20 protein-coding genes are annotated in these 26,532 nt (G+C 71.5%); 7 read left to right on the forward strand and 13 right to left on the reverse strand.

The features are described 5' to 3' along the window. Positions 1-7: 7 nt before the first annotated feature. From Aau02nite_RS26965 to Aau02nite_RS26995, 7 genes are all read right to left on the reverse strand, one after another. Positions 8-1,018, reverse strand: a complete 1,011-nt coding sequence (locus tag Aau02nite_RS26965) for an ABC transporter permease (RefSeq protein WP_212991441.1) — start codon at positions 1,016-1,018, stop codon at positions 8-10. Positions 1,019-1,023: 5 nt separating this feature from the next. Continuing rightward, positions 1,024-1,992, reverse strand: coding sequence for an ABC transporter permease (locus Aau02nite_RS26970; RefSeq protein WP_212991371.1), 969 nt, complete (start codon positions 1,990-1,992; stop codon positions 1,024-1,026). Further along, positions 1,982-3,517 (reverse strand): sugar ABC transporter ATP-binding protein, encoded by a 1,536-nt coding sequence (locus Aau02nite_RS26975; protein ID WP_212991372.1) that lies wholly within the window; start codon positions 3,515-3,517, stop codon positions 1,982-1,984. Before Aau02nite_RS26975 ends, Aau02nite_RS26970 begins: the two co-directional genes overlap by 11 nt. 19 nt (positions 3,518-3,536) lie before the next feature. Beyond that, the gene (locus Aau02nite_RS26980; protein WP_212991373.1) at positions 3,537-6,290 is read right to left on the reverse strand and encodes an AbfB domain-containing protein; all 2,754 of its coding nucleotides are present in this window, start codon (positions 6,288-6,290) and stop codon (positions 3,537-3,539) included. 27 nt (positions 6,291-6,317) lie between these two features. Further along, entirely contained in the window at positions 6,318-7,415 is a 1,098-nt protein-coding gene (locus Aau02nite_RS26985; protein WP_212991374.1) for an ABC transporter substrate-binding protein, read from the reverse strand. 250 nt (positions 7,416-7,665) lie between these two features. Next, positions 7,666-11,145, reverse strand: a complete 3,480-nt coding sequence (locus Aau02nite_RS26990; protein WP_212991375.1) for an ATP-binding protein — start codon at positions 11,143-11,145, stop codon at positions 7,666-7,668. Positions 11,146-11,201: 56 nt separating this feature from the next. Further along, entirely contained in the window at positions 11,202-13,550 is a 2,349-nt protein-coding gene (locus Aau02nite_RS26995; RefSeq protein ID WP_212991376.1) for an ATP-binding protein, read from the reverse strand. Between the two features lie 421 nt (positions 13,551-13,971). Here Aau02nite_RS26995 and Aau02nite_RS27000 point away from each other — a divergent pair, with 421 nt between their 5' ends. The 3 genes from Aau02nite_RS27000 to Aau02nite_RS27010 all read left to right on the forward strand — a co-directional run bounded on the left by Aau02nite_RS27000 (position 13,972) and on the right by Aau02nite_RS27010 (position 15,907). After that, entirely contained in the window at positions 13,972-14,304 is a 333-nt protein-coding gene (locus Aau02nite_RS27000) for a hypothetical protein (RefSeq protein ID WP_212991377.1), read from the forward strand. 158 nt (positions 14,305-14,462) lie between these two features. Then, positions 14,463-15,086 (forward strand): helix-turn-helix transcriptional regulator, encoded by a 624-nt coding sequence (locus tag Aau02nite_RS27005; protein ID WP_212991378.1) that lies wholly within the window; start codon positions 14,463-14,465, stop codon positions 15,084-15,086. 191 nt (positions 15,087-15,277) lie between these two features. Beyond that, on the forward strand, positions 15,278-15,907 hold the full coding sequence (locus tag Aau02nite_RS27010) for a TetR/AcrR family transcriptional regulator (RefSeq protein WP_212991379.1): 630 nt from the start codon (positions 15,278-15,280) through the stop codon (positions 15,905-15,907). On the opposite strand, the gene Aau02nite_RS27015 is transcribed toward Aau02nite_RS27010, so the two are convergent. Beyond that, entirely contained in the window at positions 15,891-16,934 is a 1,044-nt protein-coding gene (locus Aau02nite_RS27015; protein ID WP_212991380.1) for a S66 peptidase family protein, read from the reverse strand. The two genes, Aau02nite_RS27010 and Aau02nite_RS27015, sit on opposite strands and share 17 nt — an antisense overlap. A 358-nt stretch (positions 16,935-17,292) precedes the next feature. On the opposite strand from Aau02nite_RS27015, the gene Aau02nite_RS27020 reads away from it, so the two are divergent. Continuing rightward, entirely contained in the window at positions 17,293-18,534 is a 1,242-nt protein-coding gene (locus Aau02nite_RS27020) for an IS110 family RNA-guided transposase (protein ID WP_212991381.1), read from the forward strand. Positions 18,535-18,640: 106 nt separating this feature from the next. On the opposite strand, the gene Aau02nite_RS27025 is transcribed toward Aau02nite_RS27020, so the two are convergent. The 5 genes from Aau02nite_RS27025 to Aau02nite_RS27045 form a co-directional block, all read right to left on the reverse strand. Beyond that, positions 18,641-20,197 carry a DHA2 family efflux MFS transporter permease subunit gene (locus Aau02nite_RS27025; protein ID WP_212991382.1) on the reverse strand — a complete coding sequence of 519 codons (1,557 nt, stop codon included), beginning with the start codon at positions 20,195-20,197 and terminating at the stop codon, positions 18,641-18,643. Positions 20,198-20,248: 51 nt separating this feature from the next. Next, positions 20,249-20,731 carry a response regulator gene (locus Aau02nite_RS27030; protein ID WP_212991383.1) on the reverse strand — a complete coding sequence of 161 codons (483 nt, stop codon included), beginning with the start codon at positions 20,729-20,731 and terminating at the stop codon, positions 20,249-20,251. 123 nt (positions 20,732-20,854) lie between these two features. After that, entirely contained in the window at positions 20,855-21,160 is a 306-nt protein-coding gene (locus tag Aau02nite_RS27035) for a MazG nucleotide pyrophosphohydrolase domain-containing protein (RefSeq protein ID WP_212991384.1), read from the reverse strand. A 9-nt stretch (positions 21,161-21,169) separates the two neighbouring features. Then, complete coding sequence (locus Aau02nite_RS27040; protein WP_212991385.1) at positions 21,170-21,553, reverse strand: DUF4180 domain-containing protein; 384 nt, start codon at positions 21,551-21,553, stop codon at positions 21,170-21,172. Next, a complete protein-coding gene (locus Aau02nite_RS27045) occupies positions 21,550-21,996 on the reverse strand; it encodes a helix-turn-helix domain-containing protein (protein ID WP_246595461.1) in 447 nt (148 codons plus the stop codon). The genes Aau02nite_RS27040 and Aau02nite_RS27045 overlap by 4 nt, the downstream gene beginning before the upstream one ends. Before the next feature lie 222 nt (positions 21,997-22,218). Between Aau02nite_RS27045 and Aau02nite_RS27050 the strand changes: the two genes are divergently transcribed. The 3 genes from Aau02nite_RS27050 (at position 22,219) to Aau02nite_RS27060 (ending at position 26,473) form a co-directional block, all read left to right on the forward strand. Continuing rightward, positions 22,219-23,526: a sensor histidine kinase gene (locus Aau02nite_RS27050; protein WP_212991386.1), complete on the forward strand. Its 1,308-nt coding sequence runs from the start codon at positions 22,219-22,221 to the stop codon at positions 23,524-23,526. Positions 23,527-23,554: 28 nt separating this feature from the next. Next, complete coding sequence (locus Aau02nite_RS27055; RefSeq protein ID WP_212991387.1) at positions 23,555-24,199, forward strand: response regulator; 645 nt, start codon at positions 23,555-23,557, stop codon at positions 24,197-24,199. 78 nt (positions 24,200-24,277) lie between these two features. Next, on the forward strand, positions 24,278-26,473 hold the full coding sequence (locus Aau02nite_RS27060) for an MMPL family transporter (protein WP_212991388.1): 2,196 nt from the start codon (positions 24,278-24,280) through the stop codon (positions 26,471-26,473). Positions 26,474-26,532 lie beyond the last annotated feature (59 nt).

A 26,532-nucleotide genomic window follows, 5' to 3' on the forward strand; every position in this document is an offset into this window, starting at 1 on the left:
CATTGTCTCAGGTCACCCGGCGCAGCTTGGCCAGATAGGTCTGGGCGACCACCACGACCGCGAGGAACCCTCCGCTGATCAGCTGCTGGTAGCTGCTCGGCACGTTGCCGACCTGGTTGATCATGTTCTGGATCACGCCGAGCAGCAGGACGCCCGCGATCGTGCCGGTGATCGTGCCCGCGCCGCCGGTCAGCAGGGTGCCACCGATGACCACTGCGGCGATCGCGTCCAGTTCCAGGCCGATGCCCAGCACCGTGACGCCGGAGCCCAGCTTGGCCGCGTTGATCGCCCCGGCCAGGCCGGCGAGCAGGCCGGACATGACGTACACCCAGACCTTGGTACGGCGTACCGCGACGCCCATCAGCGCGGCCGCGTCCTCGCTGCCGCCGACCGCGTAGACCGAATGGCCGAAGCGGGTGCGTGCCAGCAGGACCATGCCGAGCGCGAAGACCACCACGACCAGCCAGACCGGGTAGCCGATGCCGAGGAACGAGCCGGTGCCGAAGCTGCGGAAGGCGTCGCTCTGCACCAGGTACGTCGTCGAGCCCTCGTCGCTGATCGCCCGCATCAGCCCACGGGCGCCGAGCAGGGCGGCCAGGGTGACGATGAACGGCGCCATCCTGGTGTACGCGATCAGGATCCCGTTCAGCACGCCGACGAGCCCGCAGATCACCAGCGGCGCCAGGAACGCCGGGAGCACGCCCCACTGCGACGCGTACGCCGAGACGACCCCGCCCAGCACGTACAGCGAGCCGACCGACAGGTCGATGCCGCCGGTGATGATCACGAAGGTCATGCCGAGCGCGATCAGCGCGAGCGGCGCGGCCGCGACCAGGACGGTGGCGGCGTTGTCGAAACTGCGGAAGTTCGGGAACGAGGCCGTGGCGACCAGGACGACCACGACGAGCACCGCGAGGGCGCCCTGGCGCTGGACCAGGCTGACGACGCGGTCGGTGCGTTCCGCCCGGCGCACGTCGGCGGCGACGGCGGCCGCGGGGGCCTCGGGATCCGACACCATGGGAGTCACCGGGACTTCCTCTCTCGGGCGGCGTACACGGCGATGAGGATGATGGCCGCCTGGACCATCTCGGTGCTGGACGACGGCAGGTTGTGCTTGATCATCGTGGCCACCACGAGCTGCATGAGCAGCGCGCCCGCCACGGTGCCGAGGACCCGCACCCGGCCGCCGGTCAGCGGGGTGCCGCCGACGACCACCGCGGTGATCGCGGAGAGCTCGATGAGCAGGCCGACCGCCGAGGCATCGCTGGACTGGATCCGGGCCACGGCGAGCAGGCCGGCGATCGAGGCGAGCACCGAGCAGATCACGTACACGGTGATCAGGACCCGTTTGACCGGCACGCCGGCCAGTTCGGTGGCCGGCCGGTTGCCGCCGATGGCCAGCAGCCGCCGGCCGAAGACCGTGCGCCGCACGATGAACGCGACGACCAGCACCAGCAGCGCGGCGATCCAGACCAGCATCGGCAGGCCGAGGAAGTCACCGGAGCCGAGGAAGATCAGGTCGTCGTTGCCGATGTCCTTGAGCTGGCCGCCGGAGATGACCAGGGCGAGACCCCGGCCGCCGACGAACAGGGCCAGCGTGGCCACGATCGGTTGCAGCCCGACCCGGGCGACCAGCGTGCCGTTGACCAGGCCCACCAGCACGCCCGCGATCAGCGAGATCAGAATCGCCGCGATCACGCCGTAGCCGAGGTAGAGCGGGATGAGCGCGGCGGCCAGCGCCATCACCGAGCCGACCGACAGGTCGATGCCCTCGGTGCCGATGACCAGCGCCATGCCGAGCGCCACGATCACCACCGGGGCCACCTGGATCAGCTGGATGCGCAGGTTGCCCCAGGCCAGGAAGTTCGGCGTGAACGCCACGTTGTAGAGCACCAGCAGCACGATCGCCGCGTACACGCCGTACGCGGGCAGCCAGGCCTTGATCCTGGCGAGGTCGACACCGGGCCGGGTGGCCACCGACTCACTGGTCACCGGAATCCTCCACTACCGCCGCGGCGGCGATCGTCTCCAGCAGGGCTTCGGTGGTGACGTCGGCTCCGCGCAGCTCACCCACGACCGCGCCGTCCCGCAGTACCACCACCCGGTCGGCCCCTTCGATCAGCTCCTCCGCGTCGGAGGAGACCAGCACGACGCCGAGGCCCTCGCCGGCCAGCTCGTCGATGAGCGACTGCACCTCGGCCTTGGCGCCGACGTCGATGCCGCGGGTCGGCTCGTCCAGCAGCAGCACCCGCGGCCGGGTGGCCAGCAGCCGGGCGAGCAGCACCTTCTGCTGGTTGCCGCCGGACAGGTCGCCGACCCGCTGGTCCGGGCCGGACGCCTTGATCTGCAGGCGGTCCATGTAGGTGCGGACGATCTCGTCGATCTTGCGGTCGGAGACCAGGCCGAACCGCGACAGCCGGGGCAGGACCGCGAGCGCGATGTTCTCCCGGACCGACAGACCGGGCACGATGCCCTCGGCCTTGCGGTCCTCGGGCTGTGTCGCGATCCCGGCCCGTACCGCCCGTACGGTGGTCGGCCGTTTCAGCTCCTTGCCGCCGACCGCGACAGTGCCGCTGTCCACCGGGTACGCCCCGCCGATCGCCTTGATCGTCTCGCTGCGCCCGGCGCCCAGCAGGCCGCCCAGCCCGACCACCTCGCCGGGCCGGACGGCGAAGCCGATGTCGTGCAGTTTGTGCCGGCTGGTCAGGCCGGTGACCTCGAGCACCGGGGCCGCGTCCGCCGCGGTGGCGTGCTCGCCGGTGAACCCGGTGAAGCCCTCGCGGCGGACGGCGGACATGTCCCGGCCCAGCATGAGCGAGACCAGCCGGATGCGTTCCAGCTCGGCCAGCTTGCCGGTGTGCACCACCCGGCCGTCGCGCAGGATGGTGACGGTGTCGCAGATCCGGTAGAGCTCGTCGAGCCGGTGGCTGACGTAGACGATCCCGATGCCCTGGGCGTGCAGGTCGCGGATCACCCCGAACAGGGTCTCCACCTCGCGCGGTTCCAGCGACGAGGTGGGTTCGTCCATGATGACGACCTTGGCGTCGATCATCACGGCCCGGGCCAGGGCGACCATCTGCTGTGCGCCCAGGGCGAGCGTGCCGAGCTGACGGCGTACGTCGGTGGTGACGCCGTACCGGCGCAGGATCTCGCCGGCCTCCCGGTACATCCGGCCCTCGTCCAGCAGCCCGAGCCTGGTGCGGGGCTCGCGGCCGAGGAAGAGGTTGTGCGCCACGCTCATCAGCGGGATGAGGTTGACCTCCTGGTAGATCGTGGAGATCCCGGCCCGCTGGGCGTCCATCGGTGTGCCGAACCGGACCGGCTCGTCGCGGTAGCGAAGCTCGCCCCCGTCCGGTTGGTAGACGCCGGTCAGCACCTTGATCAAGGTGGACTTACCGGCGCCGTTCTCCCCGACCAGGGCGTGCACCTCGCCCGGCCGGAGAGCGAAGGAGACCCCGTCCAGGGCGCGTACGCCCGGGAACTCCTTGGCGACATCGACGACTTCCAGCAGTGCCATGGATCCACTCACTTTCGCGCTACCCCAGCGGGGCGGCGTTGTTCCAGGTGGCGTCGGCGGCGTAACTGCCCGGGTTGTCCCAGGTGTTGCCGCCGCCGTTGGTGGCGATGTAGACGGCCTCCCCGTAGTGCCGCCAGTGGTAGCCGACGTAGTTGTACGACTCCAGCGACACGTTCCCGCTGCCCCCGCCCAGGCCCGGCTGGGCACAGAAGGTGGCGTCCTGGGCGAACGTGACCGTGTTGTCGTTCGTCGCCGTCTGCACCCGGTAGCCGGCGTGCCGCAGGTAGCGGCCCGGGAAGTTGACCGACTCGAACGTGTAGCAGGTGCCGTCGGCCAGCCCGGCGCGCACGGTGAAGGTGGCGTCGCGCCGGTCGGCGAGCACGCTGGTCGCGCTGATCACGTCGGTCCGCGCCAGCGAGTCCCGGTGCCGCAGGTAGCGGTTGTCGTAGCCGGCGGTGGTGACCCGGAACGACCGGTTCTGCCCGACGGCCAGGTCCGCGCCGCTGCGCCACAGCGGGTTGCTCACGGTCCAGGTGGCGTCGTTGGTGAAGGATCCGCCGGTGTTCTGGTCCATCCAGACCTCGGAGTTGCGGTGCCTCAGGAAGTAGCCGGCCAGGTTGGCCGACTCCAGCGACGTGCCGCCCCCGGACAGCCCGGGCCGGGCGCAGAACGTGGCGTCGGCGTTGAACGTGCCGCCGTTGCTCGCCTCCCGGTAGACCCGGTATCCCCGGTGCCGCAGGTACTGACCCGGGAAGTTGCGGGATTCGAAGGAGTAGCAGGCGCTGTTCGACAGACCGGGCCGGACCCAGAACGTCGCGTCCTGCTTGTCCACGGTGGAGCTACCGGCGTTGATCACCGCGGTGACGGCGGCGCCGGCGGCGTGCCGCAGATAGCGGTCGGTGAGGCCCGGGGTGGTGACCCGCAGCGAGGCGAGCCGGCCGGTCGGCAGGGTGGTGCCGGTCGCCGCGCCGAGGACCCGCTGATGGACCGCCCGGACCGCGGCGAAGTTCATCTTCTGGATCTGCCGGTCGTAGGTGAAGAAGCCGTTGAGCTCCTCCTCCACGTCGGTCGGCTCGGTGTAGACGGACCCGGAGAGGCCGTTGGTGGAGATCAGGTCGGCCAGCTTGCCGGTGATCTGCACGTACCGGTTGGTCAGGGCGTTGGTGTCGGGCAGCCACTCGTACGCGAACTTGCCCGCGGTCGGCCACTCGTGGTTCGGCACGCGCAGGCCGAGGCCGCCGTACTCGCCGTTGACCGCGATCCGGGTCGCTGTCGGGGGCCGGGTGATGCCCGGGCCGACGTACATGTGGTCGTCGATCACGTCCCCGTTGCCCGGGTCCGGGTCGGAGTCGCAGCAGTTGGAACCGGAGTTGTGGTTGACCAGCCGGGTCGCGTCCCAGCTCTTGACCAGGTCGGCGATACGGCCGGCGTCGTACTCGCCCCAGCCCTCGTTGAACGGCACCCACTGGACGATCGACGTGATGCCCTTGTGCTCGTCGATCATCTCCTTGAGTTCCTTCTCGAACCGGGTGCGCCCGGCCGCCGAGGGCTCCCGGCCGCTGGCCAGCGACGGCATGTCCTGCCAGACCATCAGGCCGAGCCGGTCCGCGTGGTAGAACCAGCGGTCGTTCTCGACCTTGATGTGCTTGCGGACCATGTTGAAGCCGAGCGACTTCTGCTGTTCCAGGTCGAAGCGCAGCGCGGCGTCGGTGGGCGCGGTGTAGAGCCCGTCCGGCCAGTAGCCCTGGTCCAGGGTGCCGAGCTGGAAGACGAACTTGCCGTTGAGCGTCGGGCGCAGGGTGCCGCCGAGCATGGCCTTGCCCAGCGAACGCATGCCGAAGTAGCCACCCACCACGTCACCGGACGCGAGCGTGACCCGCAGGTCGTACAGGAAGGGATCGTCCGGGGTCCACAGGCGCGCGTTGGGGACCGGGATCCGCAGGGACGCACCGACCGTGCCGGTTGCCGTGCCGACCACCGTGCCGCCGGTCAGCACCTGCGCGGTGACCGCCTGGCCGTTGGCGTTCGCCGCCTGCACCACCAGGTCGAGCGCGCCGGCGGCGACGTTCGGGGTGGTGTCCAGCCGGGTGATCCGGGCCGGGTTGGTCGGTTCGAGCCAGACGGTCTGCCAGATGCCCGACGACGGCGTGTACCAGATGCCGCCGCGGTTGGTGCGTTGCTTGCCGACCGGGATGTCCTGGCCGTCGGTGGGGTCGTAGACGCCGACGATGACCTCGTTGGCGCCGGCCCGCAGGGTGCTCGTGACGTCGTAGGAGAACTTGTCGTAGCCGCCCTCGTGCGTGCCGAGCAGCGTGCCGTTCACCCAGACCTTGGACTGCCAGTCCACGGCACCGAAGTTGAGGTTCACGTTCCGGCCGGACCAGCCGGCCGGAACGGTGAACGTTCTGCGGTAGTACATGTAGTTCTCATGGCGCATGATCCCCGAGAGAGCGCTCTCGATGGGGTACGGAACAAGCACCTCTTCGGCCAGCGTCGTGTTCACCGGTGGTGTGTTGATGTTGGAGGCTCCGGCGAACTGCCAGATGCCGTTCAGGCTCTGCCAGTCCGGCCGGGTCAGCTGCGGACGGGGGTATTCCGGCAGCGGGTTGGTGGTCGAGACCTGGTTGGTCCACGGGGTCGTGAGCGGGGGAGTCTTGGGGACGAAGGCCGCTGCCGGGGCGGTGGTGGCGATCAGTGCACCGGCGGAGGCGGCCAGGGTTGCGGTGGTCATGGCGAGGAGGCGTCGCCAGGTCCGGGTACGGGGAACGGTCATGTGAGCACTCCTGGGGGAGAGGGTGACTCAGTAGGCGCTGGCGAGGTCCGTCTTGGCGTTGCTCTCGTCGTACTCACGGTCGGAGATGATGATGTCCGCGGGGATCGGCTCACCGTTGAAGAACTTGGTGGCCGTCTCGAAGGCCAGCGGGCCGAAGCGGGGGTTCGACTCGATGACGGAGGAGAACCATCCGTCGCTGATGGCCTTGACCGCGCCCTTGGTGCCGTCGATCGAGACGATCTTCACGTCGCCGGCCTTCTTGCCGGCACCCGTGAGCGCCACCTGGGCGCCGAGGCCCATCTCGTCGTTCTCCGCGTAGATGCCGTTGATGTCCGACTTGGACTGCAGCAGCTGCTCGGTGACCTTCTGGCCCTCCTCGCGGGAGAACTGACCGGTCTGCTCGAACACGATCTTGACGTCCGGTGCGATCTTGGCGATCTGGTCCTTGAAACCCTTGGTGCGCAACGTGGTGACGTTGTTGCCGGGCGCGCCGAGCAGGATCGCCACCGAGCCCTTGTTGCCCAGGGCGGCGGCCATCTTGTCGGCCGCGCGCTTGCCCTGCTCCTCGAAGTCCGACCCGATGAACGTCAGGTAGTCCTTGCACGGAGTGGCGTTGATCTTGCGGTCGATGGTGATGATCGGGACCTTCTTGGCCGAGGCCTTGGCGAAGACCGAGTCCCAGCCGTCGGAGTTCAGCGGGGCGATCACCAGCAGCTGCACGCCCGAGTCGAGCATCTGCTCGACGTCGCTGATCTGCTTGTTGAACTGCGAGTTGGCGTTGGTGGTCTGCAGGTTGGCCGACGGGATGCCCAGCTTGGCGGCCTCGTCGCGGATGGACTTCGTCTCGGCGATCCGGAAGGGGTTCGCCTCCTTCTCCGACTGGGAGAAGCCGATCTTGGCGGTCTTCAGGTCCACCTTCGACCCACCGAACTGCTCCAGCGTGCAGGTCGGCACGCCGGGCGCCGCGGACTGCGCGACCTGGGCGCCGGCGGAGTTCGCGGCGCCACCGGCGGCCGGGGTGTCGCCGTCCTCGGACTTCGCGCACGCGCCCGTGCCGGCGAGCACGAGCAGGGCTGTGCTGAGCGAAAGAAGCGCCGGTCTCCAGTGTCCGGACATACCGGTCATGGGAACTCCTTCAAGGTGGCATCGAGGATTTACTATCTGGAAACACATTCACGCACTATCAAACTTTTCCTGTCAAGGTCATCGCCACAAACGCCCAGAACCGAACGCAGCGCACCGTCGAGATTGGCCCGGACTTCCGCTAAAGTGCAGCTCAGAAGCCTATTGCTACCTTGTGTAGCGTGCCATTGCGGATTTGTTACCGCTCACATTTGGACATAGGCGCTCGCCGATCGACCGCAGCGCGGGATCCTCAGCGGACAGTGGACGTGCGGGACGTGCCGCGGGCCGGCTCCACGCCGTACTCCAACAGCCGGGCCCGGGTCCGGCGCAGGTCCCAGCGCGCGCCCAGCACCGTGTAGAACTCGACCGCCTCGCCACCGGTGGCGGCGGCCTCGTGCGGCCGGCGGTTCGCGGCCAGCAGCACCGCCGCGTCCTCCAGAGCCGCGGCGAGCTCCGGCACCCGCCCGACCGCCCGGTAGTGCGCCGCGGCCGCCAGCGCCGGCTCCGGGTCCTCGGTCAGCAACGCCCGGCAACGCGCGGCTGCCGCGAAGGCGCGCGCCGGGCGTACCTCCTTGGCGGCCTCGGCGGCACAGATCGCGGCCGCCTGTTCGGCGATGTCGCGGCGGCCGACGGTCAGGGCCAGGCGCAGAGCGTCGGGTAGCCACTGGTGGCGCAGCATCATCGGCGCGTACTCGGGGGTCAGCAGGGGCGCCAGCTCCCGCAGGGCGTCGTCGGGCCGGTCCTGCTGCTCCGCCACCAGGGAACGGGCGACCAGCAGGAAGTCGCAGCTCTCCCGCTCGGCGTCCGTGACCGGCAGCGCGTTCGCCGCGTCCAGATGCGCCACGGCCAGGCTGCGGTCCTCCCGGTGACCGGCGATCAGGGCCGCCACACCGTGCAGCAGCATCCCGACCGCGCCCGGCTCGCGCATGCCGAGGAAGGTGATGCCGGGTGCGTCGTCGGTGACCGCACCGACCTCGGCCGTCGCGTCGTCCCACCGGCCCAGCCAGTAGTACTGCACCGCGGAGGCGACCTGCAGCGTGGCCGGCAGCCGGTGCCGGATGGCGAACAGGGCGGCCTCGCGCAGGGTCCGCTCCGCCTCGTCCAGGCGGTCCAGGTTCTGCAGCGTGAACATCCGGTTGTCCAGCAGGTCGAAGTACATGCCGGCGAAGGTCGGGTGGTCCCGCATGATCTCCAGCGCGCGGTCCACGTACTCCAGCGCCCGTTCGTGGTCGCGGCGGATCGAGTTGGTCAGCCACGTCGTCTGCAGGGCGAAGGCGGCCTCGTACGGCTGCCCCGCCGCCACCGCCTCGTCGTGCACCTGCCGGGCGGTCCGGTCCGCCCGGTCCAGGTCGTCCAGGCCGCCGCGGCGGAAGTTGGCCAGCAGCACCCGGTGCCGGGTCCGCCAGATCTCCGGGGTCGCCGGGTCGTCGACCGCGCCGGTGAGCAGCTCGATCGCCTCGGCCGGGGCGTCCTGCCGGAACCGCATCGCCGCCAGCAGCTGCCGCATCTCCGCCCGGTCGCCCGGATCGGTGGCGGTCGCCAGCGCCGCGCGGGCCTCGTCGATCGGGTAGCGCCCCTCCCGGAACTCCAGCTTGACCAGGGCGATCAGCAGGGTCTCGCGCTGGGTGGCACTGGGCAGACCGGTGGCGAGCACCTGCCTGATCAGCTCGCGTGCGGTTCGCGGGACCCGCTTGACCACCTCGGCGTGGTGCTCGGTGAGCCAGCCGACCACCCAGGCGTCGAGCACCGGCGTCTGCGCGGCGAGCTGCTCGGCGACCCGGGTCACCGGGCTGCCGCCCCGGGCCAGGATCTCGGCCGTCTGGCGGTGCAGCAGAGAACGGGTGGCTCGCGGGATGCTGTCGTACAGCGCCTCGCGCAGGAACGGATGCCGGAACGCCAGCTCCGTGCCCGCGTCCACCACCACCGTGGCGGCCAGGGCCTCCTCGAGGTTGGCCATCAGGCCGAACGGCGGCCGCCCGGTCACCGCGATCACGTCGTCGACGGCGAACTCGGTGCCCAGCAGCGCGGCCAGCCGCAACACCTCCCGGGTGTCGTCGCTGAGGAACTCCAGCGTGGCCCGGACCACGGCGAGCAGCGACCCCGGCATCTCCACCGGCACCGACTCGTCGATGTCGGCGCGGCCGTCCACGACCCGTACGGCGCCCCGGCGGACCAGCGCCGCCGTCAGCTCCCGGGCGAAGAGCGGGTTGCCGCCGGAGTGACCGGCCACCGCCCGCAGGTGCGGGCCGACCGGAGCGCCGATCACCCCGGCGACCAGCTCCTCGGTCGCCTCGGCGGGCAGCGGCCCCAGGCTCAGGACGTGACCGTCGCGCAGCCGTACGCTGCGGCGCAACTGGGCCAGCTCGCGCCCGTTGGGCTCCGGTCGTGCCGCCGCGACCAGCAGCAGCGGCATGTGCCGGGTCGCCGCGACCAGCCGGTCCCACAGCAGCACGCTGGCCTCGTCCGCCCACTGCATGTCGTCGACGACCAGCACGATCGGCGTGATCGCGCAGGCCGCACGCAGGTAGGCGAGCACCCGTTCGGCCGCGAGCGCCGGTCCGGCGTCGTCGTTGCCGTCGGAGCCGGGCGCGTGCAACTCGGTGGCGATGGTGGCGCGGCGGGGATCGTTCGACGTGGGGGCGAGACCCAGCGCACGCGTGAGGACCTGCAACGGCGTGTGCTGATCCAGCTCGCCGGCCACACCCCAGAAGAGCCCGCAGCCGGCGGCGTCCGCGTCGGACAGGGCCCGGGTCAGGAGCTCGGTCTTGCCGATGCCGGGCTCGCCCTCGATCCACACCGCCGCCCCGGTGCCGCCGGCCGCCGAGCGGACCAGCCCGCGCAGCATCGCCACCTCGTCGCCGCGTCCCACCAGCGGCCGGTCGGCCACCCCGTCCCGGATCGCTCGGGCGACCTGGGTGGGCAGCACCGCGGCCGGCAACGCCGGCGGCTCGGTCGCGGCCATCGAGCCGTCCAGCACGCGGCGTTGCAGCTCGCGCAGCGCGGGCCCGGGCTCGACGCCCAGTTCGGCCACCAGCACCCGGCGGGCGGCCTGGAACGCCTCCAGGGCCTCCGCGCTGCGGCCGGCCCGGTACAGCGCCTGGATCAGCAACTCGTGCAGCGGCTCGTGCAGGGGATGGGCGCGGACCAGCCCGGCGAGCTCGGCGATCAGGCCGTCGTCACCCAGCTCCATCGCGATGCGGGCCCGCCGCTCGACGGCCGCCAGACGCTGCTCGGCCAGGCGGGTGCGCTCCAGCTCGATCCGGTCGCCGGAGATGCCCGCGTACGCGTCGCCGTGCCAGATCTGCAGGGCCTCGTCGAGCACGGACGCCGCCGCCCCCGGATCGCCGCCCGCCTGCAGCTCCTCGGCCCGGGTGCAGAGCTCGGCGAACCGGTCGCTGTCGAGGTTGCCCGCCGGGATCAGCAGGGAGTATCCGGCCGGGCCCGAGGTGAGCACCTCGGCGGCCGGCCGGCTGCCCGGTCCCGCGGCGAGCGCCCGCCGCAGTCCGGAGATGTAGGTGTAGACGCTGCCGGGTGCGGTCGCGGGCGCGGCGGCTCCCCACACCGCTTCGATGATCTCGGCCCGGCTGACCAGGCGGTTGGCGTCCGCCACCAGCACGGCGAACAGCGAGCGCTGGCGGGCCGGCCCGAGGTTGAGCTCGTGCTCGCCGTACCAGGCGCGCAGCGGGCCCAGGACCGAGACCCGGAGCTGCTCGTGCGCAGATTCCGGCATCTGTCCTCCGTTTCCGCCGCGGGAGCGTGCCTCACTCCGAGGAGACCACGGGCCGCTCAACGGATAACAGAAACTCTGTCACCCAGCAGGGCCGTGCGGCTCAGATGAGGCGCGGTCGGCTCGCCCGGCAGGTGCGGCCGGAGCCGGGTGATGAGCGAGCGGAACCGGTGCAGCCAGGGCTCCGGCAGCCGGCGCGCGCTGAGCACGGCCCGGGCCACGTCGGCCGCGGCGACGTGCTCACCCTGCCGGTCGTGGCTGCACGCCATGATCCACTGCATCTCGGCCTCGAGCCGCACATCGGTGGTGCGGGCGGCGACCCAGCCCGCCTCGGCGACCGCGTTCTCGCGCTGGCGGTCGAGCAGCCGGGCCAGCCAGGCGGTCAGCCCCAGCCGGGTCTCCTCGTCCAGGGCGTACTCGGTGCGTACCCGTTTCAGCATGCTGATCGCGACCTGCGGAGCCCGCGCCGAGAGCTGCTCGATGTGCTGGGCGAGCCAGCGGCTCGCGGTGCTGTCCAGCGGCACCGGGCCGGCCAGCAGCTGACCCACCACCCGCTCCGGCGCCCCGCCGACCTGGGCGATCTTCTCGGCGAAGGACCGGTGCAACATGATCCGCAACGCCGCCGGGGTGCTCTCGTGCAGCACCCGGGCCACGATCCGGTGCCGGAAGACCAGCGTCTCCTCCTCGTCGGTCAGCACACCCGCGGCCCGGGCGGGCCGCAGCACACGCTGCAGCTCGGGCACCGGGTGATCGGTGACGGCAGCCACCTCGGCGACGGTGCAGTGGTCACCGAGGAAGGCGACCGCCCGCAGCAGGTGCCGGGTCTCCTCGCTGAACGTGGCCAGGTGCGCGTCCACCGCGGCCACCAGCTCGGCCGGCGGGGCGCCCCGGTAACCGGCCTCGTCGCGCCGGGTCGCGGCCAGGTGCCGCAGGTAGTACGGGTTGCCGCCGGCATCGCTGAGCAGCCGGCTCAGCGCCCGCGGGTCGAACGGCTCGGGCGCGACGGCGCGGATCAGCGCGGTGGCCTCCGCGGCGGTCAGCGGAGCCAGGGTGATGATCTCGTCGGCGGGCACGCCGGCCAGCTCACCGTTGCCGGGCCGGGCGGAGGCGACCAGCAGCAGCGGCAGCTGCCGGGTCAGCTCGTGCAGGGCCGCCCAGACCCGCAGGGTGGTGGCATCCGCCCGCTGCAGGTCGTCGGCGACGAGGATCAGCGGAGTCTCGGAGGCGGCCTGCCGGACCAGGGCCACCGCCCGGTCCACAGTCTGCGGTCCCGGCCCGTCGAGCGCGTCGGCGGCGACCGTGAAGAGCTGCCGCACCAGGTCGCGGGTCGCGTCGCCGGACATCGCGGACTCCACGCACTCGAGCAGGACCCCCAGCGGCATCCGCTGGGCCAGCTCGTCGCCGATCCCCCAGCCGGCCCGGCAACCGGCCGGCAGGTCGCTGCGCAGAGCCGCGCCGAGCAGCGTCGTCTTACCCATGCCGGGAGTGCCCTCGATCCGGATGCTGCGGCCCCGGCCGGTGGCCACGTCGGCGCAGGCCCGGCGGAGCAGGCGGATCTCGGCGTCCCGGCCGATCGGGGCGAGCGGCTCGGTGGGGGTGGCCGGGGCGGCGGAGCTCCGGGCCGGCGCCGACAGCTCGTTGGTGCCGGTGAGGATGCGCAGCCGCATGGCCCGCAGCGCGGCGCTGGGCTCGGTGCCGGTCTCCTCCAGCAGCACCTGGCTGAGGTGGTCGTGCACCTCCAGGGCCTCGGCCCGGCGGCCGCCGGCGTGCAGGGCGGTCATCAGCATCCCGTGCAGCGCTTCCTGGAACGGGTACGCCTGCACCAGCAGCCGGAGCGCCGCGATGGCCTCCTCGTGGCGGCCCAGGTCCAGCAGCAGGGCGGCGTGGCGCTCGGCGCTGGCCAGCCGCAACTCGGTCAGGCGCAGGCGCTGGGCGGCGGCGTACGGGCCGGGCACGCCGGACAGCGCCTCGCCCTGCCACAGCCGCATCGCCGCCTCCAGGGCGGCCAGCTCGGCGGACCGGTCGCCGGCGGTGCGGTGGCGCCGGCTCTCCTCGCGCAGCGCCTCGAAGCGGAACACGTCCACGTCCTGCTTGCGGACGTGCAGGCAGTACGTGCCGCCGCCGGAGGTGAGCAACTGCCCGGCGGCCCAGCGGTCGCGTCCCGGCTCCAGCACCTGGCGCAGCGTCGAGACGTACGTGTAGACGTTGCCGATCGCGCTCGCGGGCGGCTCCTCACCCCACATCGCGGTGATGAGCTGCTGTCGGGAGACCGCGTGACCGGCATGCAGAGCCAGCACGGCCAGCACTGCGGCCCGGCGCGCCGAACCCAGCGGGAGCTCGGTCCCGTCCCGCCACGCGCGCACCGGTCCCAGCAGGCGAAGGTCCAGGCCCTCGTGCTCTGCCGTCATGGCTGCCCAACCTCGTCGTCGTGGGATCGCTGCCAACAGGTAGTCAGTTGAACATGCAAGCTTTCGTTCACCGCAAACCGATGTCCCTCATCGGGGTTCTGATACCGCTGTGTGCCACCATTTTTAGCGAATGCACGCAAGTGCGCAGATCCGCCGCGCGCAGGGGCAGCATATCTCCGAAAGTGATATTCGCTACTCGTCGCCTTTGCGTGACCGAATCATTACGCATTTCGGCGGGCCCGCGTCCACTTGTTGACGGTCCGTAATCGGTACCGGGCGGCTGGGCAACGTTACTGGTGGGTCAGGGCACTTCCAGGTGCGTGAGGTTCCGTTCGGGGCGCGGTGCTGATGGACTCGCTGGCGACGTGCGGGCCGGCGGCAGCATCCGCGAACCGGCCGGCGACCCGGGCGAGGAGGCCAGATGAGCGGGAACGTACCTCCCCTTCCCTTCGCCGGGGAGCTGTTTCTGCACCTCGCCGCGGAGGGCCGGCTGGTCCTCGACGCGGTCCGCGCGGACGCGGCCATCGCCGGCCTGGAGTGCACCCTGGCCCAGATCCGGGCGCGCCTGCGGGTGATCCGGATCTGGCAGCAACTGCCCGCCCAGCGCGTGGACGAACTGCCGGACGAACTCGTGCAGGATGTGGTCGACGCGGTATTCGTGGACCAATTGGCGCCCGGTCAATTGGAGCGCGCGGCAATCGAACTGCCCATCTACATCGAGGCTCTGCGCCGGGCCAGCAGCCCGCGCGATTAACCCGGCGGAAGCGCGGGCCCGGTCCGGAGATGGGCAATGAGCTGCGTCGATCTCGTCACCTTCACGCCGGATCGGCGGCGATGAAGGTCGCGTGAAGATTTTCTGAAGACCGCTTCCGGAGACTGGCCCCCGGCCGTACCGATCAACCGGAGGTAGCAGTGGACCAGGTTCGGGTCGCCCTGCAGGCGATGGACCCGCTCAGCCATGCGGGACTCGCCAGTTTTCTTCAGTCCCGGCCGGAGCTCACCCTGCTTCGCGCCGCCGAACGCGCCGACGCCACGGTGCTGGTCGTGTCCACCGACCGGCTGAGCACCGACGTGGTCGCCATGCTGCGCCGTTCGGCGACCGAGACCGGGGTGCCGGTCGTGCTGATCACCAATGAGATCAACGAGACGGAACTGCTCACCGCGGTCGAGTGCCGGGTGGTGGCGGTCCTGCCCCGGGCGGCGGTGACGGCCGAGCGCCTGGCCCACAGCGTGCTGGCGGCGGCCTCCGGCGGTGGCGTGATGCCGCCCAACCTGGTCGGCGAGCTGCTCAAGCACATCGAACGCCTGCAGCGCGACGTGCTGACCCCGCACGGCCTGAACGCCTCGGGGCTGACCCCGCGCGAGATCGACGTGCTGCGCCTGATGGCCGACGGCCTCGACACCAGCGAGATCGCCGGCGAGCTGTGCTACTCGGAGCGCACCGTGAAGAACGTGATCTACGGGCTGACCCACCGGCTGAAGCTGCGCAACCGGTCGCACGCCGTCGCGTACGCCCTGCGCAGCGGAATGATCTGAGCGTTTCTCCCGCGGCGCCGGCGGGGTAGAGGCGTCACCGACGCCGAGCGGGACCAGGCCTTCGAGAACATCAAGGCCGCGGCCGCGCACTACGACATCGAGATGACCGAGCAGAGCCGGCGCGAGTTCGGGCACTAGGACGAGCTCGCGTTAGGGGCTCTCACCTCGAGCCACGGTTGTAACGTGTCGGCATGACCGCGGGCGGGATCAGGGACCGGTTCCGGGCTCAGATGCGCCAGGAGGTCAAGGACGCGGCGCTGCGCCAGCTCGCGGAGGGCGGCCCCGGTGCGCTGTCGCTCAACGCGATCGCCAAGGAGCTCGGCGTCTCCGGACCGGCGCTGTACAGGTACTTCGCCGGCCGGGACGCGCTGCTGACCGCGCTGATCCTGGACGCGTACGCGGATCTGACCGCGGCGCTCGCCGCCGCCGGCCACCGGCTGCCCGACCTCGCGGCGGCCTACCGGAGTTGGGCGGTGGCCCACCCGCACCGCTACCGGCTGCTGTTCGGTGCGCCCCTGCCCGGCTACGACGCACACGACGAGCGGCTGGCCGACGCCGCCCAGCGGGCGCTGGACGTGCTGCTCGCCGGCGTCGGGCCGGGCCCGCAGCCGACGCCGGCGCTGGCCGACGACCTGCGCGGCTGGGCGCGCAGGCGGGGCGCGGACCACGCCGACCCCACGGTGGCACTGCGCGCGGTCACCGTCTGGAGCCGGCTGCACGGCCTCGTCAGCCTGGAGATCGAGGACAACTTCCGCGCGCTGGGGCTCGACCCCGACCACGTCTTCACGGCCGAGGTCGAAGCCCTCAGAAGTGCGCGATGATGCGCTGCGCCGGTCCGTCGACGGTGATCCGCCCGCCGTACGGCAGTACCCACTGGGGATCGGTGTGGCCGAAGTCCACCCCGAAGACGACCATCGCCTCCGGGTTGTAGGTCTCGACCGCCCGCAGCACGGCAGCCCGCTGGGCCTCGCGATACCGGGTCCGTTCCGCCACGGGCCGAGGGTCGGTGAACACGGTGCCCTTGGCGGTGCCCATGACGATCACCGGGAACTGCTCCAGCAGCCCCCGCTCGCCGAAGTTGCGCAGCATCCGGAACACCTCCTCGTCCGGCGGCATCTCCTCGGAGGTCTCCAGCAGCAGGACACACCCGGCGTAGTCCCCGACCGGCCGCACCCAGCGGTCGGCGGCCAGCGTCCAATGCAGAATCTCCAGGTTGCCGCCCCAGCTGGGCGCGCTCACCACCCGGTCGGCCCGGTGCCACACCCGGCCCGGACTCGGGTAGGGGACCGGTGACTCGGTCGGCGCGGCGGCCGCGGTCCACGGAACCTCCTCGTCGGTGAACGTCTCGACCGGGCTGATCTCGAGGTCACCACCGGTGAACAGGGCCGCCCGCAGGGACTCCACGGTGGCCGGCTGCACGCCTCCGCCCCGGCCGAGCTGGATCATGGTGGACATCCCGTGATAGCCGGCGACGCCGTGGAACCAGAGCCAGTTCAGCAGGTTGGTGTTGTCGGAGAAGCCGAAGAAGGGTTTGGGATCGGCCCGGAACGGCGCCGGGTCGAGATGCCGCAGCACGGTGATCTGGTCATCGCCGCCGATGGTGGCGAAGACGGCGCGGATGGCCGGATCGGCGTAGGCGGCCATCAGATCGGCGGCCCGCTCCCGGGCGGACGCGAGGCGCCGGGTGGTCGGGTATTCGACCGGCTCCAGACCGAAGGTCTCGCGCAGGCGCCGCAGCCCCTGCTCGTGCACGGCGGGAAACACGGCGGGCGCGGCGTGGGCCGGCGAGACGACGGCGACCCGGTCGCCGGTCGACAGTTTGGGCGGAACGCTGAACTCAGGACGCATACGGATATTCAAGTACGTCCGGCAAGCGAGTTAGGCGTCCTCAAGATCAAGGGCTTCAAGATCAAGGCCATGTCGTGCCTGGTTGCAGATAACTGACCGTCGCTCATTGCTGGACCATGGATGTCGTCCGGCCCGTCAGGGCCGGGCGGCATCTGGGATTGTCAGGCCATCGCCCATCGTTGCTGCCCCCTGGTTGAGGGCTTGCGGGAGTGTCTGCGGGGTCTGGCGGTCCGGGGACGTCCCGACTGGCGACAGGGTTACTGCGCCGTTGAGCGCCCTCAATTGAGCGTCCGGCAGTGACGGTCCCCGGGACCACCAGATGCTTCGTCTGACTGGTTGAGCAGCAGGAGAAGCAACTATGAGTGTGCCTGAGCAGCCGCCGGCGGCGCGAGTGGTGTTCGCCGGTGTCGACTGGGCCGAAAACAACCACGTCGGGTGTCTGATCGACGCCGACGGTGAGGTCATCGAGCGGGTGACGATCACCCATGACAAGGCCGGTGTCGGCCGGCTGATCGCGACGTTGCAGCAGTATCGGCTGGCCGGTGTCGGTATCGAACGCGGCGACGGGCCCCTGGTCACGGCGCTGCAGGCGGCCGGCATGACGGTGTTGGTGATCGCGCCGTCGCAGGTCAAAGCCTTGCGCAGTCGTTACGGCTCGGCCGGCAACAAAGACGACCGGTTCGATGCGTTCGTGTTGGCTGATGTGGTGCGCACCGACCGGCGCCGCCTGACACCCCTGATCCCTGACCGCGCCGATACCCGCACGTTGCGGGCGTTGGTGCGGGCCCGCAAAGACCTGGTGGGGCATCGCATCGCGGTGGCGAACCAGCTGCGGGCGCACCTGCTCACCGTGCTGCCCGGTGTGGTCGGGTTGTTCGCCGAGCTCGATGCGCCGGTGTCGCGGGCGTTCCTGGCCGACTTCGGCACCCAGGACGCTGTGGACGCGCTCACCGAAGACGAGTTGGCGGCGTGGTTGCGCGGGCGGCGTTACACCCGTAAACCCGCAGCCGTACTCCGGCAACGGCTCCGCGATGCCGTCCCCGGTGTCACCGGCCCCGCCGGGCAGGCCCTGGCCGGGATCACCCGGGCGTATCTGGCCGCCCTGGATGCGGTCATGGTCCAGATCAACGCCCTCGAACAGCAGATCGAGACCGCGCTGCGCGCCCATCCGGATGCGGTGATCTTTACGAGTCTGCCGCGGGCCGGGACCGTGCGCGCGGCTCGGCTGCTGGCCGAGATCGGTGACTGCCGGGCCCGGTTCCCGACCGCGGCGGCCCTGGCCGGGCTGGCCGGAGTCACCCCGTCGACGCGGCAGTCGGGTCATACCCGGATCGTGGCGTTCCGGTGGGCCGTCGACAAACAGCTACGCGACGCGGTCTGTGATTTCGCCGGCGACAGCCGCCGCGACAACCCCTGGGCCAACCACCTCTACCAACAAGCCCGCGCTCGGGGCAAGAACCACCACCACGCCGTCAGGATCCTGGCCCGCGCCTGGCTGGCCATCATCTACCGATGCTGGACCAACCACACCCCGTACCAACCCGCCCGGCACCACGCCCTGCAAACCCTCCTCCAGCAAGATCCACAGCCGGCTGGTTGACACAGGGCACTCCCGCCGAGACCGGGCGAGGGCGGCCATTCGCCTGGCGGCTCATGAGCGGCCGCCCTCACCCTGCCGGCTGCGTGCTCGCAAGACCGGGCGCCGGTCACGCGTCGTGGCGGGGGTGGACCGGTGGGGCTGCCACGTCGCAGTAGGTGCGGACCGGTGTGTCCGCTGACCGGGCCGCTGTTGTGGCGTGCGCCCGAGTGGCGTCGGTAGGGGTTGGGGTGTCGGTGGGGGTGTGGGCGGCGAGGTGGGTGGGGATCAGGGCTGCGGCGAGGGCTGCGCCGGCCAGCATGAGGGCGGCGCAGATCATCAGGGCGTTGCGGTAGGTCGGGTGCAGGTCGGCCGGGTCGGTCAGGTTGCCCGTGCCGATGCCCGCCGCCAGGGGCAGGACCGCCACGGACAGCAGGCCGGCGGCCCGGGCGACCGCGTTGTTCACGCCGCTGGCGACGCCGGCGTACATGTCGTCCAGGGAACCCAGCGCGGTCGCGGTCAGCGGGGCCACCAGCAGGCACAGGCCCAGGCCGAAGACGATCACCGGGGGCAGGACGTCCGTCCAGTACGACGCGCCCGGGCCGATGCGGCTCATCCAGAGCAGGCCCGCCGCCGCGATCAGCGGACCGGCCGTCATCGGGATGCGCGGACCGATGCGCTGACCCAGGGCGCCCGCGCGGGCCGACAGCAGCAGCATCAGCACCGTCACCGGCAGCAACGCCAGGCCACTGGCCAGCGGGCTGAACCCGGCGACCACCTGCAGGTTCAGCACCACCAGGAAGAAGACGCCGCCGTTGGCCGCGTACACCAGGAAGGTCACCAGGTTGGCGCCGGTGAAGGCGCGGGCGCTGAAGATCCCCAGGGGCAGCATCGGGTGCCGGGAGCGGCGCTGGGTCACCACGAACGCGGCCAGGCCGGCCACGCCGATCAGCAGGGCGATCAGCACCTCCGGGCTGCCGGGACCGTTGGCCGGCCAGGCCGTGAAGCCGTAGGTCAGGCCGCCCAGCCCGGCGGCGCCGGTCAGCACCCCGGCCACGTCGAGCTCACGCGGCGCGGCCGGGTTGCGCGACTCGGGCACGTGCCGGGCGGCCACCAGCATGACCAGCGCCGCGATCGGTACGTTGATCAGGAAGATCAGCCGCCAGTCGCCCACCTCGACCAGCCAGCCGCCGAGGAACGGGCCCAGCGCGCCGCCGATGCCGCCCAGCCCGGACCAGGCCCCGATCGCCCGGGCCCGGTCCTCACGGGCGAACGACGCCTCGAGGATGGCCAGCGCGCCGGGGGTCAGCAGGGCGCCGCCGATGCCCTGCAGCACGCGGGCCGCGATGAGCATCTCCATGCTCTGCGCCAGCCCGCACAGCAGGGAGGCCAGGGCGAACCAGCCGACGCCGATCAGGAACACCCGTTTGCGCCCGAACCGGTCGCCGAGGGAGCCGCCGAGCAGGACCAGGGATGCGAGGCTGAGGGCGTACCCGTTGACGGTCCATTGCAGGTCGGCCGCGCCGCCGCCGAGGTCCTCGCTGATCGCCGGGAGCGCGATGTTGACCACCGTGGCGTCGATGAACGCCAGGCTGGACCCGAGCACGGTGGCCAGCAGCACCCACCGCCCGGCGGCGCTGCGATAGCTGATGAGCGGGGCGGGGGCCCCTGCCGGCCGGAGATCCATGTTCCGGACCCTACGCTCGGCCGGGGGCGGGCAGCATCGGCCGGGTGACGGTCAGGCCGTGCGGCGGACCGGGCGGGGCAGCGGGACCTGCACGCTGCGGGGCACGGCCGCCCGGGCCGCCAGCAGGGCGGCGGTGGCGGCGGTGGCCGGCCTGGTCGCCGTCGTGCCGCGCCGGACCAGCAGCAGCTCCACCCGGCTCAGCAGCTCGGCGCGCACGTACGGCTTCGTCAGGTAGTCGTCGGCGCCCGCGTCCATCGCGGCCAGGATGCGGTGGTTGTTGACGTCCGCGCTGATCAGCATGATCGGCAGCTCGGCGGTGACCGGCTCGGCCCGCAGCCGGCGGCACAACTCGATGCCGGAGGAGCCGGGCATCCGCACGTCGAGCAGCACGGCGTCGATCCCGCCGGCGGCGAGCGCCCGCTGCGCGGAGTCGGCGTCGACGGCCTCCACGACCTCGTGACCGAGCCGGGCCAGCGCGAGCGAGATCAGCTCACGGTGGTCGGCGTCATCATCGGCGATGAGAACGGTGGGCACGGGCGGCACCTCCAGCCATTCAGGAGAATCTGCTGGACTGTTCGGCACACCCGTCACGGTCACTGAGGCGTTAGGGGAATTTGCCACTCGGCCCGTCCGCTGTAGCGGCCGCTCGGGGAGGGCTCAGCGCAGGCGGGAGAGCCATTTGCGGTCGATCTCGGCCGGCAGGTCGACCTCGTGATGGCGGGCCAGCAGCACCACCTGGCAGAGCACGTCGGCCAGCTCGGCGCGGAAGTTGGCGGCCAGTTCGTCCGGGGTCAGGTCCTTGGTGCGGGCCTGGCCGGAGTGCATGAGATAGGCCTGGGTGAGCTCACCGACCTCCTCCTGCAGCTTCAGCAGGAACCAGGTGGCGTCCCGGCGGATGCCGAACCGCTCGGCGTACCGCTGGGACACCGTCTCGAGGTCGTCGGAGAGCCGGCGCAGGTCCATCCGGCCAACCTACTGGCCGGGTGGGCGGCCGGCCGGGGACAGGCGGGTGTCCAGCTCGTCGAGGTCGGCGACGAACCAGATCTGCCCGCCCCGGTTCGACTCGTGCACGAGGGCCCGCAACGCCGAGCTCTGCGCCAGGTGCGCCGAGAGGTCGCCGACGACGGCCAGCCGGACCCGGTAGTTGACGAACTTCTGCATGATTGCGCCGGCCAGCCCGGTGCCGAGCGTGAAGAACTCCGCCGGCAGCCGGGTGGCCGGCAACGCGACGACGTCGGCGCCGGCGTAGGTCGCGCCGATCAGGTCGAGGGCGTCCTGCTCGGTGGCCACCGGCGGGCCGTCCGGGGCGCAGACCAGCACCGGTACGCCGCCCCGCTGCTCCAGCCGGTCGGTCATCGCGGCACCTCCGCGCCGAACAGGCCGTTCTCCGCGCTGAGCAGTCCGTCAAGCAGCTGGAGGATGTCGGCGGTCTCGGCCGGCCCGCCCAGGATCACGATTTTCATCCGGGATCGTCCCTTGTCGTAGATGGTCTGTAGGCGCAGCGGCTCGGGGGAGGCCCGGGGGGCCTGGGCGCCGGCCGTGAGCAGGGTGCTGAGCCGGTCGGCCGCTCCCGGCGCCAGGCCGTCGATCTGCACGATGCTGGACACCTCGACGTGCCCGCCCGCAGCGGCGGCGACCGGCGCACCGGTCAGGGCCTCGAGGTCCGCGCGGGCGATCCGGTACTGCTTGCCGATCTTGACGGCCTTGAGCCGGCCGTCGCGGACGTAGTTGCGGACCGTGCGCACGTGCAGTCCCAGTCGCTCGGCCACCTGCTCGACCGAGTACATGTCATTACCCATCGCTCCCCAAAATCGCTGTCTCAGGGAAGGATACGGTATCAAGCAGTATGAGCGGAGCAGCAGCTCGCCGACCGGGGGTGGGGCACAATGACGCTGACGGCAGCCGGGAGCGAGCGGCTGGGCTGTCGCGCAAGGGGTTGAGGGAGGGTCGGGTTAACCCTACTGTCGACTGGGCAGTCAGCGGGATCGGACGGGAGGCCTCGAGTGCCTAGCGTCAACGGTATGACCACCACCTCCGCCCCCGCCGAGTTCGAACCGGGTCTGGCTCAGCGCGTGCTGCGCCGGCTGGGCCAGGACACCCTCTACATCGCGGTCGGCTTTCCGCTGGGCCTCATCACGCTGGTCCTCTGCATGGTCGGCTTCTTCTTCGGCCTCGGGGCGGCGATCATCTGGATCGGGGTGCCCGCGCTGGTCGGCACCATCATGCTGGCCCGCGGCTTCGCCACCTTGGAGCGCGCCCGCCTCGCCCCGGTCCTCGGCCGCCGGCTGCCGCACCCGACCTACAAGCGCGCGGCGCCGGACGCCGGCATCGCCCGCCGGGCCCTCACCCCGCTCAGCGACGGGCAGTCGTGGCTCGATCTGCTGCACGGCATGTTCCGGTTCATCCCCAGCACCCTCGCCTTCGCCTTCGCGGTGGCCTGGTGGGCCGGCGCGCTCGGTGGGCTGACCTTCCCGTTGTGGGACTGGTCGATCCCGCGCGGGCCGGACAACCAGGATCTGCCGGAGCTGCTCGGCCTCGGGGCCGACTACTCCACCCGGGTCGTCTTCCACATGGCGATCGGCTTCTTCTTCGCCGGCACCCTGGTGCCGGTGATCCGCGGCCTGGCGATGCTGGAGGCCGGTTTTGCCCGAGGGCTGCTCAGCGGGGTCAACGAGCTGCGCGAGCAGGTGGCCTCGGCCGAGGCGGCCCGCGACACCGCTCAGGCCCAGAAGGCGGCGGCCGTCTCCGCCGAGGCGACCGCGCTGCGCCGGCTCGAGCGCGACATCCACGACGGTCCCCAGCAGCGGCTGGTCCGGCTGGCCATGGATCTGGGCCGGGCCCAGCAGCAGTTCAGCTCCGACCCGGAGGCCGCCAGAGCCACCGTCGCCGAGGCGCTGGCCCAGACCCGGGAGACCCTGGACGAGCTGCGGGCGCTCTCCCGCGGCATCGCCCCGCCGATCCTGGTCGACCGCGGCCTGCAGGCGGCGCTGACCGCGCTGGCCGGGCGCAGCACCATCCCGGTCGACCTGGACGCGCCCCCGATCTCGCGGCTCGACCCGGCGGTGGAGACGACCGCGTACTTCGTCGTGGCCGAGGCGCTCACCAACGTCGCCAAGCACAGCTACGCCGGTGAGGTGCAGGTCAGCGTCCGGCGGGCGCCGACCGGGCTGCTGATCACGGTCGCGGACGACGGGGTCGGGGGAGCGAGCCTGGCCAAGGGGCACGGGCTGGCGGGCCTGTCGGACCGGGTCGAGGCGGCCGGCGGCGTGATGAGCCTGGAGAGTCCGGCCGGTGGTGGCACGACCCTGACGGTCGCCCTCCCCCTCTGACGGGGGCGCAGCGCATAGGCTCGTCGGCATGCGGGTGGTGATTGCCGACGACGCCGTGCTGTTGCGCGAGGGTCTGGTCCGGCTGGTGGAGGAGAACGGGCATACCGTCGTCGCGGCTGTCGGCGACGGTCCGTCGCTGGTCGAGGCGATCGTCGAGCACCGGCCCGAGGTGTCCATCGTGGATGTACGGATGCCGCCGTCGCACACCGACGAGGGTCTGCGGGCGGCGGTCGAGGCCCGCAAGAAGGTGCCGGGCAGCCCGGTGCTGGTGCTGTCCCAGTACGTCGAGGTCGAGTACGCCGACGACCTGCTCGCCGACCGGACCGGGGCGATCGGCTATCTGCTCAAGGACCGCGTCTCCGAGGTCGCCGAGTTCCTCGACGCGCTGCGCCGGGTGGCCGGCGGCGGCACGGTGCTGGACCCGGAGGTGGTCGGCCAGCTGCTGGTCCGCCGCCGCCGCGACGACCCGCTGCGCAATCTCACCCCCCGCGAGCGCGAAGTGCTGGGCCTGATGGCCGAGGGCCGTTCGAACACGGCGATCGCCCGCAAGATGGTGGTGACCGAGGGCGCGGTGGAGAAGCACGTGCGCAACATCTTCACCAAGCTGGACCTGCCGCCGGACGAGGAACAGCACCGCCGGGTCCTGGCCGTGCTGACCTACCTGCAGTCCTGACCGTAGGGCTAGCCCTACCCCCGACCGGCCTGCTCACCGGATCGATCGGCCGCTCCGCGCTCCCTAGCGTCAACACCCATGAAGCACAGGGAGAATGTCACCGGATTCGCGGCCCGGGCCGCGATGTGGAGTGCGCGGCACCGCACTCTCGCCATCATCGGCTGGATAGCGTTCGTCGTCGGCGTGACCGTCCTCAGCGGACAGATCGGGACCCGTGAGGCCACCGATTCCGACCAGGGACACGGGGAGTCCGGTCGGGCCACGGTCCTCGTCGAGCAGGCCGGCTTCCCGGTCCAGCCGGCCGGGGAGATGGTCATCGTCCAGGGCGCCGACCGGGACGCCGCCGTCGCCGACGTCACGCGGTCGCTCACCGGGCGGCCGGAGGTCGGAGCCGTCGCCGAGCCGCTCACCTCACCGGACGGGCAGGCGTCGCTCGTCACCTTCACCATGACCGGGGACCCGGACACCGCCAAGGAGCGGGTGGGGCCGCTGCTCGACACGGTCGCCGGGGTGCAGGGCCGGCATCCGGGTGTCTACGTCGCCCAGGCCGGTGACGCCAGCGGCAGCAAGCTCATCGGGGACTCCCTCGACGAGGGGCTGAGCAGGCTGTCGATGCTGTCCATCCCGGTCACCCTCGGCATCCTGCTGGTGGCGTTCGGCGCGGTCGTCGCCGCCCTGCTGCCCGTCGGCCTGGCCCTCACGGCCATCGTCGCCGCGATCGGCTTGCTCGCGGGGGCGAGCCGGCTCGCGCCGACCGTCGACACCACCGCCCACGTCATGCTGCTCGTCGGCCTCGCGGTCGGCGTCGACTACTGCCTCTTCTACATCCGCCGGGAGCGCGACGAGCGGCGTAACGGCGCCGATCCGCACCGGGCACTGCTGATCGCCGCGCAGACCTCCGGCCGGTCGATCTGGATCTCCGGCCTGACCGTCATCGTGGCCATGGCCGGGATGTTCTTCACCATGGACGCCACGTTCACCAGCTTCGGGATGGCCACGATCCTGGTGGTGGCGACCGCGGTCCTGGGTTCGCTGACCGTGCTCCCCGCGCTGCTCTCGGCGCTGGGCGACCGGGTCGACGCGATCAAGATCCCCGGGCTGTACCGCCGGCACAGCGAGGGCCGGGCCTGGCGCTGGGTGCTGCGGGTCGTCCTGGCCAAGCCGTTGATCTCGACGGTCGTCGCCGTCGGGGTGCTGGCCGCGCTGGCCGCACCGGCGCTGGACCTGCGTACCAAGGGCGAGAGCATCGAGGACCTGTCGCCCAAGCAGCCGATCGTGCAGACCATGGTGGCGATCAGCCGGGCGTTCCCCGCCGAGGTGGTCCCGGCCGAGGTGGTGGTCAAGGCGCAGACCGTGCGGGGGCCGCAGTTCGAGGCCGCGCTGGCCGATTTCCGCCGCGCCGCGGCGGCGAGCAAGCAGCTGCGCGAGCCGATCGAGGTTCGGGTCAATCCGGCCGGTACGGTCGCGGTCGTCTCGGTCGGTCTGGCGGGCAACGGCAGCGACCGTACGTCGGAACGCGCCGTCGAGACCCTGCGGACGACGGTGGCACCGGGCGCCTTCGGCAAGCTCGCGGGTTCGACCGTGGCGGTCACCGGTGACACCGCCCAGGGCATGGACTTCAACCAGCGGCTGACCGACTCGCTGCCCTGGGTGTTCGGATTCGTCCTGGGCCTGGCGTTCCTGCTGCTGCTGGTGTCGTTCCGGTCCGTGGTGGTGGCGGTGACCGGCGTGGTGCTCAACCTGCTGTCGGTCGCGGCGGCCTACGGCATGCTGGTGTTCGTCTTCCAGTACGGCAACTTCGAGTCGGTGCTGGACTTCAAGTCCGGCGGCGGGATCACCAACTGGATGCCGCTGTTCCTGTTCATCATCCTGTTCGGCCTGTCCATGGACTACCACGTCTTCGTGCTGAGCCGGATCCGCGAGGGCCACGACCGTGGCCTGGCGACCAAGCAGGCGGTGAGCGAGGGCATCGGCCGTACGGCCGGCGTGATCACCAGCGCGGCGATGGTGATGGTGGCGGTCTTCGCCCTGTTCGCCACCCTGCCGCTGATCTCGACCAAGGAACTGGGAGTGGGCCTGGCCGCCGCGGTCCTGCTGGACGCGACCATCATCCGCGCGGTCCTGCTCCCCGCGGTGATGGCCCTGCTGGGCGACAAGAACTGGTGGCTACCCCGCTGGCTGAACTGGCTCCCCGCGGTATCCCACGACCTCCCCCCGGCCCCGCCCACGACCCCCCAACCCCGCGAGGACCGCGAACTCACCCCGGCCCTCTGACGGACGGCAGAAAGGGCGAGCGCCGAATGGCGCTCGCCCTTTCCGTTCGTGCGACATCT

The organism is Actinoplanes auranticolor, from assembly GCF_018332655.1.
GTDB classification, from domain to species: Bacteria; Actinomycetota; Actinomycetes; order Mycobacteriales; family Micromonosporaceae; genus Actinoplanes; species Actinoplanes auranticolor.

What these genes read in the sequence shown, in the direction of transcription:
- Aau02nite_RS26965 (WP_212991441.1), bottom strand. Translation starts at nt 1,018, where the DNA reads ATGGTGTCGGATCCCGAGGCCCCCGCGGCCGCCGTCGCCGCCGACGTG.
- Aau02nite_RS26975 (WP_212991372.1), bottom strand. Translation starts at nt 3,517, where the DNA reads ATGGCACTGCTGGAAGTCGTCGATGTCGCCAAGGAGTTCCCGGGCGTA.
- Aau02nite_RS26980 (WP_212991373.1), bottom strand. Translation starts at nt 6,290, where the DNA reads ATGACCGTTCCCCGTACCCGGACCTGGCGACGCCTCCTCGCCATGACC.
- Aau02nite_RS26985 (WP_212991374.1), bottom strand. Translation starts at nt 7,415, where the DNA reads ATGACCGGTATGTCCGGACACTGGAGACCGGCGCTTCTTTCGCTCAGC.
- Aau02nite_RS26990 (WP_212991375.1), bottom strand. Translation starts at nt 11,145, where the DNA reads ATGCCGGAATCTGCGCACGAGCAGCTCCGGGTCTCGGTCCTGGGCCCG.
- Aau02nite_RS26995 (WP_212991376.1), bottom strand. Translation starts at nt 13,550, where the DNA reads ATGACGGCAGAGCACGAGGGCCTGGACCTTCGCCTGCTGGGACCGGTG.
- Aau02nite_RS27000 (WP_212991377.1), top strand. Translation starts at nt 13,972, where the DNA reads ATGAGCGGGAACGTACCTCCCCTTCCCTTCGCCGGGGAGCTGTTTCTG.
- Aau02nite_RS27010 (WP_212991379.1), top strand. Translation starts at nt 15,278, where the DNA reads ATGACCGCGGGCGGGATCAGGGACCGGTTCCGGGCTCAGATGCGCCAG.
- Aau02nite_RS27015 (WP_212991380.1), bottom strand. Translation starts at nt 16,934, where the DNA reads ATGCGTCCTGAGTTCAGCGTTCCGCCCAAACTGTCGACCGGCGACCGG.
- Aau02nite_RS27020 (WP_212991381.1), top strand. Translation starts at nt 17,293, where the DNA reads ATGAGTGTGCCTGAGCAGCCGCCGGCGGCGCGAGTGGTGTTCGCCGGT.
- Aau02nite_RS27025 (WP_212991382.1), bottom strand. Translation starts at nt 20,197, where the DNA reads ATGGATCTCCGGCCGGCAGGGGCCCCCGCCCCGCTCATCAGCTATCGC.
- Aau02nite_RS27035 (WP_212991384.1), bottom strand. Translation starts at nt 21,160, where the DNA reads ATGGACCTGCGCCGGCTCTCCGACGACCTCGAGACGGTGTCCCAGCGG.
- Aau02nite_RS27040 (WP_212991385.1), bottom strand. Translation starts at nt 21,553, where the DNA reads ATGACCGACCGGCTGGAGCAGCGGGGCGGCGTACCGGTGCTGGTCTGC.
- Aau02nite_RS27045 (WP_246595461.1), bottom strand. Translation starts at nt 21,996, where the DNA reads ATGGGTAATGACATGTACTCGGTCGAGCAGGTGGCCGAGCGACTGGGA.
- Aau02nite_RS27050 (WP_212991386.1), top strand. Translation starts at nt 22,219, where the DNA reads ATGACCACCACCTCCGCCCCCGCCGAGTTCGAACCGGGTCTGGCTCAG.
- Aau02nite_RS27055 (WP_212991387.1), top strand. Translation starts at nt 23,555, where the DNA reads ATGCGGGTGGTGATTGCCGACGACGCCGTGCTGTTGCGCGAGGGTCTG.
- Aau02nite_RS27060 (WP_212991388.1), top strand. Translation starts at nt 24,278, where the DNA reads ATGAAGCACAGGGAGAATGTCACCGGATTCGCGGCCCGGGCCGCGATG.